The 11,101-nt window shown below is 65.6% G+C and carries 5 protein-coding genes; 3 read left to right on the top strand and 2 right to left on the bottom strand.

The genetic code is table 11. From position 1 onward, the window contains the following. Nucleotides 1-132 precede the first annotated feature (132 nt). Nucleotides 133-5,109 carry an NAD-glutamate dehydrogenase gene (locus tag AC5P9N_RS20545; RefSeq protein WP_099484297.1) on the bottom strand — a complete coding sequence of 1,659 codons (4,977 nt, stop codon included), beginning with the start codon at nt 5,107-5,109 and terminating at the stop codon, nt 133-135. 250 nt (nt 5,110-5,359) lie between these two features. Here AC5P9N_RS20545 and AC5P9N_RS20540 point away from each other — a divergent pair, with 250 nt between their 5' ends. Genes AC5P9N_RS20540 through AC5P9N_RS20530 form a run of 3 tightly spaced genes read left to right on the top strand, consistent with a single transcriptional unit; the run spans nt 5,360 to nt 10,473 of the window. Continuing rightward, nucleotides 5,360-6,016 (top strand): TetR/AcrR family transcriptional regulator, encoded by a 657-nt coding sequence (locus tag AC5P9N_RS20540; RefSeq protein ID WP_005410245.1) that lies wholly within the window; start codon nt 5,360-5,362, stop codon nt 6,014-6,016. Further along, nucleotides 6,016-7,284, top strand: coding sequence for an efflux RND transporter periplasmic adaptor subunit (locus tag AC5P9N_RS20535; RefSeq protein WP_005413920.1), 1,269 nt, complete (start codon nt 6,016-6,018; stop codon nt 7,282-7,284). The genes AC5P9N_RS20540 and AC5P9N_RS20535 overlap by 1 nt, the downstream gene beginning before the upstream one ends. A 15-nt stretch (nt 7,285-7,299) precedes the next feature. Further along, entirely contained in the window at nt 7,300-10,473 is a 3,174-nt protein-coding gene (locus AC5P9N_RS20530) for a multidrug efflux RND transporter permease subunit (RefSeq protein ID WP_033835832.1), read from the top strand. A 153-nt stretch (nt 10,474-10,626) separates the two neighbouring features. Here AC5P9N_RS20530 and AC5P9N_RS20525 read toward each other — a convergent pair whose 3' ends face one another. After that, nucleotides 10,627-10,920, bottom strand: coding sequence for a hypothetical protein (locus AC5P9N_RS20525; protein ID WP_033833585.1), 294 nt, complete (start codon nt 10,918-10,920; stop codon nt 10,627-10,629). Between the last annotated feature and the right edge of the window lie 181 nt (nt 10,921-11,101).

Genomic DNA, 11,101 nt, shown 5'->3' with positions numbered 1-11,101 from the left:
GGCAGCTGCACCCGGTTGCGGTTCATGCGGCTGCCGGCCAGCGGCCGGCACTACCGTGCAATGCAGAACGGCCCCGCTTTCGCGGGGCCGTTCCGGTTCACGCATGCCAGGCATGGCCTGGCACTACTTCACTTACGCGCCGTGTGCCGCCAGCTGGCCCAGGCGCTGCACCGCGACCGAAACGGTCGGGTAGTCCAGGGTCTTCTGCTCGGCCAGTTCGGCCAGCATCGCCAGGGTGAAGCGCAGGCTGTTGTCGTCACGGCCCATCCAAGCTGCGACCTTGGCTTCCGCGCTGCTGCCCTTGGTGCCCAGCACCTGGCCGGCCAGGTTGCGGTGGTTGGCCGCCAGTTCGTCACGCAGCACGCCACGTGCCACGGCGTGCCAACGACCGTTGACCTCCAGCGCGTCGACCTGCTCGAACAGCCACGGCAGCTGCAGGGCATCGCCCAGGCGGAAGTGGACCTTGGACACGTCCACCGGCTTCAGCTTGCGGGTGCGGGCCAGTTCGATGATGTCGAACGCCGGCTCCAGGAAGTGCAGTTCGGCCAGCTGCTGCGCCAGCGCGGACGGCAGGCCCTTTTCCTTCCACTCGGCCACCAGGGCTTCGTAGGTCGGACGCTGCGAATCCGGCAGCACACCCGAGGCAACGCGGATGTCGTTGAACGGACCCTGGTAGCGGTTGACCGCTTCAGTGATGCCCGGCATCGCGCCCGGGCGCGACAACAGCCAACGCACGAACGAACGCTGCAGCTTCCAGATCACTTCCAGTGCGTCGATCTGCACCGACTCCGGCACCTTGCCGTCGAGTGCATCGATCTGCGCCCACAGCGCGCGCGCATCCAGCGTTTCGCGGCTGATGGTGTAGGCCTTGGCGACCTCGGCGATGGAACGGCCGGTGTCTTCCTGCATGCGCATCAGGAAGGTGGCGCCCATGCGGTTGATGGTCTGGTTGGTCACGGCCGTGGCGATGATTTCGCGCTTCAGGCGGTGACGCTCCATCGCGTCGGCGTACTTCTTCTGCAGCGGGGTCGGGAAGTAACGCTGCAGTTCCTTGGACAGGTACGGATCTTCCGGGATGTCCGATTCCAGCAGCTGGGCGAACGCCACCAGCTTCGAGTAGGACAGCAGCACCGACAGTTCCGGGCGGGTCAGGCCCTGGCCGCGTGCCTTGCGCTGGGACAGCTCGGCGTCGGACGGCAGGAACTCGATCTGGCGATCCAGCAGGCCCTGCTGTTCCAGGGTACGGATGAAGTGCTGCTTGGAACCCAGGCGCTTGACCGCCATCCGCTCCATCAGGCTCAGCGCCTGGTTCTGGCGGTAGTTGTCATTGAGCACCAGCTCGGCGACTTCATCGGTCATCGAGGCCAGCAGCTTGTTGCGCTGCTCGACGGTCAGCTTCTTGGCCCGCACCACATCGTTGAGCAGGATCTTGATGTTGACTTCGTGGTCGGAGGTGTCCACACCGGCCGAGTTGTCGATGAAGTCGGTGTTGAGCAGCACGCCGGCCTGGGCGGCTTCGATGCGGCCCAGCTGGGTCATGCCCAGGTTGCCGCCCTCGCCCACCACCTTGCAGCGCAGCTCGCCACCGTTCACGCGCAGGGCGTTGTTGGCGCGGTCGCCGACATCGCTGTGCTGCTCGCTGGCAGCCTTCACGTAGGTACCGATGCCGCCGTTCCACAGCAGGTCGACCGGTGCCTTCAGGATCGCGCTCATCAGATCGTTCGGCGACAGCGCCTTGACGTTGTCATCCAGGCCCAGCGCTTCACGCACCTGCGGGGTGATCTCGATCGACTTCAGGCTGCGCGGGTACACGCCGCCGCCCTTGCTGATCAGCTTGGCGTCGTAGTCCGCCCAGCTCGAACGCGGCACGGTGAACAGGCGCTCACGTTCGACGAACGTGGTGGCCGCATCCGGGTTCGGGTCCAGGAAGATGTGGCGGTGGTCGAAGGCAGCGACCAGGCGGATGTGGCGCGACAGCAGCATGCCGTTGCCGAACACGTCGCCGGACATGTCGCCGACGCCGACCGCAGTGAAGTCCTGGGTCTGGCTGTCACGGCCCAGCGCACGGAAGTGGCGCTTGACCGATTCCCACGCACCGCGTGCGGTGATGCCCATGCCCTTGTGGTCATAGCCAACCGAACCACCGGAGGCGAACGCATCGCCCATCCAGAAGCCGTGCGCGATGGCCAGGCCGTTGGCGATGTCGGAGAAGGTCGCGGTGCCCTTGTCGGCGGCCACCACCAGGTACGGATCGTCCATGTCGTGGCGCACGACATCCACCGGCGGCACGATCTTGTTGTTGACGATGTTGTCGGTGATGTCCAGCAGGCCCTGGATGAACAGCTTGTAGCAGGCCACGCCGTTGGCGAAGATCGCGTCGCGGTCGCCGTTCACCGGCGGCGTCTTGGCGAAGAAGCCGCCCTTCGCGCCGACCGGCACGATCACGGTGTTCTTGACCATCTGTGCCTTGACCAGGCCCAGCACTTCGGTACGGAAGTCTTCGCGACGGTCCGACCAGCGCAGGCCACCACGGGCGACCGCGCCGAAGCGCAGGTGGGTACCTTCCACGCGCGGGCCGTAGACGAAGATCTCGCGGTACGGGCGCGGCTTCGGCAGGTCCGGCACCAGCGCCGAATCAAACTTGAAGCTGATGACATGGCCGTGCTGGCCGTTGGCATCGGTCTGGTAGTAGCTGGTACGCAGGGTCGCGTCGATCACGCCCATGAACGAGCGCAGGATGCGGTCCTCGTCCAGGCTGGACACGCGGTCCATCAGCTTCAGCAGCGCATCGCGCGCGGCCTGCATCTGCGCGTCGCGGTCACCCTTGCGGGCGTCGACCACGGTCTTGAGCACCTTCAGGGTGGCGTCGTCGCCGGCAGCCAGCACATCGAAGTGGGCCTTCAGCTGGGCCTGGCCGGCGGTGATGTCGTCCTTGCTCTCGTGGCCGGTAGCCGGATCGAAGCGCGCTTCGAACAGCTCGACCAGCAGTCGGGCCAGCAGCGGGTAGCGCGCGAAGGTGCCTTCCACGTAGGCCTGCGAGAACGGTACGCCGGTCTGCAGCAGGTACTTGCAGTAGCCACGCAGCATGGCGACCTGGCGCCAGTGCAGGCCGGCAGCCAGTACCAGGCGGTTGAAGCCGTCGTTCTCGGCATCGCCGTGCCAGACGCGGGCGAAGGTCTCGCCGAAAGCTTCATCGACGCTGGCGGCATCGATCGCACCGGCGGTCGACTCGACCTCGAAGTCCTGCACATACACCGGCGCGTTGTCGACCGACAGGCGGTACGGACGCTCGGCGATCACGCGCAGGCCCATGTTTTCCATCATCGGCAGCGCATCCGACAGCGGAATGTCGTCCAGCTGGCGGTACAACTTCAGGCGCAGGCCATCACCGCTTTCGCGCGGCACGGCCTGCAGGCTCAGGCGCAGGTCGTCCGGGCCGGTCAGCGCGTCGAGCTGGCTGACATCGTTGGCGGCAACGGCGGTGCTGTTGTCTTCGATGTAACCAGCCGGCAGGGCCTTGCCGATGCGGGCAGCAATGCGCAGGCCTTCGGTCTCGCCGTGGCGGGACACCAGCGCCTCGCGCAGGTCGTCCTGCCAGTTGCGCAGCACCTGGGCCAGCTTCTGCTCCAGTTCGGCGGTATCGACGTCGAGCATTTCACCCGGCTTCGGGCGCACGATCAGGTGCACCTGGGCCAGCGGCGATTCGCCCAGCACCACCGAGCTGTCCACGTACTCACCGTGCAGCGCGTCCTTCAGCATCGCCTCGATGCGCAGGCGCACGTCGGTGTTGAAGCGCTCGCGCGGCAGGTAGACCAGCGCGGAAATGAAACGGCTGTACTTGTCGCGGCGCAGGAACAGGCGGCTGCGCACGCGTTCCTGCAGACCCAGCACGCCCATCGCGGTGCGGAACAGTTCGTCCTCGCTGGACTGGAACAGTTCTTCGCGCGGCAGGGTTTCCAGGATGTGGCGAAGGGCCTTGCCGCTGTGGCTGGCCGGAGCCAGGCCCGACTGCTTCATCACGTGCTCGTGGCGCTGGCGCACCAGCGGGATCTCCCACGGGCGACGGTTGTAGGCGCTGGAGGTGAACAGGCCCAGGAAGCGCTGCTCGCCGATGATCTTGCCCTTGGCGTCGAATTCCAGCACGCCGATGTAGTCCATGTAGCCGGCGCGGTGCACGCGCGAACGGGCATTGGTCTTGGTCAGGATCAGCGCGTCCTTCAAGCCGGACGTGGTGTTCAGGCCCTGCGCGGCCAGCGTCTTGACCGGACGGGCGGCGGACTTGTCCTTGCCGCGCATCAGGCCCAGGCCGGTGTCGTTCAGCGGCGCCAGCACTTCTTCCTTGCCCTGCTTCTCGACGCGGTACTCGCGGTAGCCGAAGAAGGTGAAGTGGTTGTCGGCGGCCCAGCGCAGGAATTCCTGTGCTTCCTTGCGCGAGGCTGCGTCGACCGGCAGCTGGCGGCTGCCCAGGTCGTCGGCCAGTGCCAGCGCCTTGTCCTTCATCGGCTGCCAGTCACGCACGATCGCACGCACTTCATCCAGCGCCTTGTTGATGGCCTGCTCGATGGCCGCCATGGCTTCGGCCGGTTGGCGGTCGATTTCCAGCAGCATCACCGACTCGGCATCACCCTCGCCGACCTTGACCAGCTTGCCGGCCTTGTCGCGGGTGAAGCGCAGCACCGGGTGGCCCAGCACGTGGACACCCACGCCCTGTTCGGCCAGCGACATGGTGACGGTGTCGACCAGGAACGGCATGTCGTCGTTGACGATCTGCAGCACGGTGTGCGGCGATTCCCAACCGTTGGCCTTCGCGGTCGGATTGAACACGCGGACGTTGGCCTTGCCGGCCTTGCGGGCACGGGCGAATTCCAGCGTCTCAGCCGCGAGAGCGGCCCACTCTTCAGCGCTGTGGTGCGGGAACTCGTCCGACTCCATGCGCTTGTAGAAGTCAGTGGCAAAGGCCACTGCTTCGGCCTGTGCGGCCGCGGGGTAGCGCTTGCGCAAGGCCGTGTACACCGGCTCCAGGGAGAAACCAGCGGTCACTGCGACCTCCGACTCTGCTGGTTTCGTCTTGTTCTTCACGGTCTTGGCTGCGGTTTTTTGCGGTTTCATGGCAGAGCGATGCGCTTGCTCAGTTGGGAAAATGAAATTGTAGCCCTACCGCGCGAAAAGGCCTTGCTGCAGGACGGAATAAGCAGATTCGGGTTTGCTGCGGTTCAAACGCCTATTCAGTTCGCACCGGTATGGTGCTGGCGCCTGTTTCAGCACTGCCGACAGGATCGGCAAAACGTGTTACCGGAAGACACACGCGGCGACGCCGACGCGATTCCACAATCCTGAACTGGACGGTATAGTCCACCGCGTGAACCCGGCCTACCTACCCGTTGCCCTCGATGCACGCGATGAGCGTGTGTTCGACGCCGTACGCGAACTGCTGGCCCAGCAGGGCATGCAGATGAGCATGGAGGCGGTGGCCCAGCACGCCGGCTGCTCCAAGCAGACCCTGTACTCGCGCTACGGCAGCAAGCAGGAACTGCTGCGCCGGGTGATGCAGCGCCACGTCGGCCACGCTACCGGCGCCATGGTTCGTGCACTCCGCACTGACGACCTGCGTGCCAGCCTGCTCCAGTTCGCCACCGACTTCCTGGAGCACTTCAACCAACCGCACGTGGGCCAGGCCTGCCGGCTGATCGCCGCCGACGCGGCCCAGTTTCCCGAAGAGGCGCGTACGCTGTACCGGCACGGAGCCGGCGCACTGACGCTTCATCTTGCTGAATGGATTGAAACCGTTTGCATGCGTGGCCAGCTCCGGCATGACGACCCGCACTTCATGGCCGAACTGCTGCTGAGCATGATTGCCGGTCAGGATTTCGACAAACAGCGTTTCCATACCCCCCATCGTGATGACGCGCGGCTGCGTCGGCGCTGGGCAGAGTTCTCCGTCGACAGCTTCCTGCGCGCCTTCGCGCCTCAGCCGTCGCCGGCCCCGTCTTCAAACCAACCCCGGAGTTCCTCCTGATGACCGCCCCACTCCGCACCCTTGCCTTGACGTGCGCCGTTGCTGTCGCGCTGGCTGCCTGCAAGAAGCCGGAACAGCAGACGCCCCCGCCGCCGGAGGTGGGCGTGATCGACGCCAAGCCGCAGACCCTGCCGCTGCAGCGCGAGCTGGTCGGTCGCCTGTCGCCGTTCCGCAGCGCCGACGTGCGTGCGCGCGTGCCGGGCGTGCTGCTCAAGCGCGTCTACCAGGAAGGCTCGCAGGTCAAGCAGGGCCAGACCCTGTTCCTGATCGACCCGGCGCCGCTGCGTGCCTCGCTCAACGCCTCCGAAGCACAGCTGGCCTCGGCCCGCGCGACCTACGCCAACGCCAAGGTGGCCGCCGACCGTGCACGTTCGCTGGCGCCGCAGCAGTTCGTCTCCAAGTCCGACCTGGACAACGCTGAATCGGCCGAGCGTACCGCGCTGGCGGCGGTCAAGCAGGCCGAAGCAGCGGTGACTTCCTCGCGCATCAGCCTGGGCTACACCGAAGTAACCGCACCGATCAGCGGCGTGGCCAACAAGCAGCAGGTCACCGAAGGCGCGCTGGTCGGCCAGGGCGATGTGACCCTGCTGACCACCGTCGACCAGCTCGACCCGCTGTACGTGAACTTCTCGCTGAGCGTGGACGAGCTGACCCAGCTGCGCGCGCAACAGGCCAAGGGCGCGCTGGCGCTGTCGGGCGACGGCAAGGCCACGGTGAACGTCAAGCTGGCCGATGGCAGCACCTACAGCGAGCCGGGCACCCTGGACTTCTCCTCGACCACGGTCGACCCGGCCACCGGTGCGGTGTCGTTGCGCGCGTTGCTGCCGAACCCGCAGCAGATCCTGCTGCCGGGCGCCTTCGTCAGCTTCCAGGCCAACCTGGGCGAACGCAACAATGCCTTCCTGGTACCGCAGCAGGCCCTGCTGCGCGACACCACCGGCGGCTACGTGATGGTGGTCGGCGCCGACGGCAAGGTCGCGCGCAAGAACGTGAAGACCGATGGCGCGCAGAACGGCAACTGGCTGGTCAGCGACGGCCTGGCCGCCGGCGACAAGGTGATCGTGGCCGGCGTGCAGAAGGTCAAGGAAGGTGCACCGGCGGTGGCCAAGCCGTGGACCCCGGGGCAGGACGCCAACGGCAAGCCGGCCGCAGGCGGCGCCGCTGCGGCGGGCACCGCACCGGCTGCTGGCAAGGCACCGGCCGACGCGGCCAAGCCCGAGCAGGCCGATGCGGCCAAGCCGGCCGCCACCGATTCGAACAAGCAGTAACGGGAACCTTCCGTCATGCCTAAATTTTTCATCGAACATCCAGTCTTCGCCTGGGTGGTGGCGATCCTGATCTCGCTCAGCGGCGTGATCGCGATCCTCAACCTGGGCGTGGAGTCCTATCCCAACATCGCCCCACCGCAGGTCACCGTCTCGGCCACCTACCCGGGCGCCAGTGCCGACACCACGGAAAAATCGGTCACCCAGGTGATCGAGCAGCAGCTGACCGGTATCGATCACCTGCTGTACTTCAGCTCTTCCTCGTCGTCCAACGGCCGTGCGCAGATCACCCTGACCTTCGAGACGGGTACCGATCCGGACATCGCCCAGGTGCAGGTGCAGAACAAGGTCTCGCTGGCCACGCCCCGACTGCCTTCGGAAGTGACCCAGCAGGGCGTGGTGGTGGCCAAGGCCAACGCCGGCTTCCTGATGGTGGTGGCGCTGCAGTCCGATACCCCGACCATCAACCGTGATGCGCTGAACGACATCGTTGGTTCGCGCGTGCTCGACCAGGTCTCGCGTATCCCCGGCGTCGGCAGCACCCAGCAGTTCGGTTCCGAGTACGCCATGAACATCTGGCTGAACCCGGAAAAGATGCAGGGTTATGGCCTGTCGGCCAGCCAGGTGCTGGCTGCGGTGCGCGCGCAGAACGTGCAGTTCGCCGCCGGTGCGCTTGGCTCGGATCCGTCGCCGGAAGGCCAGCACTTCACCGCCACGGTCTCGGCCGAAGGCCGCTTCAGTTCGCCGCAGGAGTTCGAGAACATCATCCTGCGCGCCAACGCTGACGGCTCGCGGGTGCTGTTGAAGGACATCGCCCGCGTTGCCTTCGGTGCCAACAACTACGGTTTCGACACCCAGTACAACGGCAAGCCGACCGGTGCCTTCGCCATCCAGCTGCTGCCGGGCGCCAACGCCCTGAACGTGGCCGAGGCGGTGCGCGCCAAGATGGACGAGCTGCAGCCCAGCTTCCCGTCCGGGGTGACCTGGTTCTCGCCGTACGACAGCACCACCTTCGTCAAGATCTCGATCCAGGAAGTGGTCAAGACGCTGTTTGAAGCAGTGTTCCTGGTGTTCCTGGTGATGCTGATCTTCCTGCAGAACTTCCGCGCCACGCTGATCCCGACCCTGGTCATCCCGGTGGCGCTGCTCGGTACCTTCCTGGGCATGTGGATGATCGGCTTCACGATCAACCAGCTGACCCTGTTCGCGATGGTGCTGGCAATCGGCATCGTGGTCGATGACGCGATCGTGGTGATCGAGAACGTCGAACGCATCATGACCGAGGAAGGCCTGGCGCCGAAGCCGGCCACGCAGAAGGCGATGACCCAGATCACCGGCGCGGTGGTGGCGATCACCGTCGTGCTGGCTGCGGTGTTCATCCCGTCTGCCCTGCAGGGCGGCGCCGCCGGTGAGATCTACAAGCAGTTCGCCCTGACCATCGCCATTTCGATGGCGTTCTCGGCGTTCCTGGCGCTGGGCTTCACCCCAGCGCTGTGCGCGACCTTCCTGAAGCCGACGCACAACGACAACCCGAACATCGTCTACCGCACCTTCAACAAGTACTACGACAAGATCAGCCACACCTATGTCGGCCACATCACCTCGGCGGTGCGCCATGCGCCGCGCTGGATGATCCTGTTCGTGGTGCTCACCGCACTGTGCGGCTTCCTGTTCACCCGCATGCCGGGCAGCTTCCTGCCGGAAGAAGACCAGGGCTATGCGCTGGCGATCGTGCAGCTGCCGCCGGGCTCGACCAAGGGCCAGACCAACGAAGTGTTCGCGCAGATGCGTGGCATCCTGGAAAAGCAGGATGGCTATGAAGGCATGCTGCAGGTGGCCGGCTTCAGCTTCGTCGGCTCCGGCGAGAACGTGGGCATGGGCTTCATCCGCCTGAAGCCGTGGGAAGAACGCAAGTTCACCGCACCCGAGTTCATCCAGAACATGAACGGCGCGTTCTACGGCATCAAGGAAGCGCAGATCTTCGTGGTCAACCTGCCCACCGTGCAGGGCCTTGGCCAGTTCGGCGGCTTCGACATGTGGCTGCAGGACCGCAGTGGTGCCGGTTACGAGCAGCTGACGCAGGCCCGCAACATCCTGCTCGGCCAGGCCGCGCAGAAGCCGGACCACCTGGTCGGCGTGCGCCCGAACGGCCTGGAAAACGCGCCGCAGCTGCAGCTGCATGTGGACCGCGTGCAGGCGCAGTCGATGGGCATGTCGGTGTCGGACGTGTACAGCACCATCCAGCTGATGCTGGCCCCGGTGTACGTCAACGACTTCTTCTACGAAGGCCGCATCAAGCGCGTGACCATGCAGGCCGATGGTCCGTACCGCACCGGCCAGGAATCGCTGAAGAGCTTCTACAGCCCGTCCAGCCTGACCACCAATGCCGATGGCACCAACGCGATGATCCCGCTCAACACGGTGGTCAAGTCCGAGTGGGTGTCGGCACCGCCGTCACTGAGCCGCTACAACGGTTACTCGGCGATCAACATCGTCGGCTCGCAGGCCCCGGGCACCAGCTCGGGTGAAGCGATGCAGACCATGGAAAGCATCGTCAACGAAGACCTGCCGGCCGGCTTCGGCTACGACTGGTCCGGCATGTCCTACCAGGAAATCCTGGCCGGCAACGCCGCGACCCTGCTGCTGGTGCTGTCCATCGTGGTGGTGTTCCTGTGCCTGGCCGCGCTGTATGAAAGCTGGTCGATCCCGGTAGCGGTGCTGCTGGTGGTACCGCTGGGCGTGCTGGGCGCGCTGGGCCTGTCGATGCTGCGTGGCCTGCCCAACGATCTGTTCTTCAAGATCGGCCTGATCACCGTGATCGGCCTGGCGGCGAAGAACGCGATCCTGATCGTGGAGTTCGCGGTGGAGCAGCGCGCCGCCGGCAAGAACCTGCGCGATGCCACCATCGAAGCGGCCCGCCTGCGTTTCCGCCCGATCCTGATGACCTCGTTCGCGTTCATCATGGGCGTGATCCCGATGGCGATCTCCACCGGCGCGGGCGCCAACTCCCGCCACGCCATCGGTACCGGCGTGATCGGCGGCATGCTGTTCGCCACCCTGCTCGGCCTGTTGATGATCCCGGTGTTCTTCGTGGTCGTGCGCCGCATGCTGGGCGACAAGCTGGATGAACCGTCCAAGGAGTTCATGGAACGCCAGCGCGACGCGGATGCAGCACACCGTCCGGATCGTTGATCCAGCGGTGAACTGAAACGAGAAAGGCCCCGGAGCGATCCGGGGCCTTTGTTGTTGCCGCTTCTGGATCCATGCCGCCCCAGGTTGGCATCTACCGGGGCAACGGCATACCCGGTAGTCGCCAACCTTGGTGGGCGCTGTCCGGGCAGCGTCTCAGCGCAACACTGCGATCACCACGCATGCCGCCACAATCGCCAGTGCAGGCCATTGCATCGGCAGGAAGAAGAAGTGATGCGGAGCATGCTGCCCAGGTGCACGCGGCTTTCGATTGAGCACGAAACCCAGCACCGTGTTGATTGCCGAGCCAAGGCCGAACGCCAGCAGGACCTGGCTGAGTGAAGTATTGCCGCGACCCACCGCTGGATCCGGGAACAGGATGAGGATGAGCAGCACGGCAGCGATCGGTGTGAGCAGGGTCAGCAGCCCTGCGCCTCGATAGATGAGCATGTGGTGGCGTCCATGAACGGTGGAGCATTCTGCGACCAAGGAGCGGGAATGCCAATGGATCGTTGGCATGTCGCCTGCCCGGAGACCGGTCGCATACGGCCTGTACTGAAAAGTCCCTTCCACTGCTGCGCCGACAACGAGGCGCTCAAGGCGTCTACCGGTTTCGCATAAGGCCCCCGCT

The organism is Stenotrophomonas sp. YJH_SMC_6 (assembly GCF_059371335.1).
Note: the sequence above shows the minus strand (reverse complement) of the source record. Positions and strands in the feature narration are given on the sequence as shown.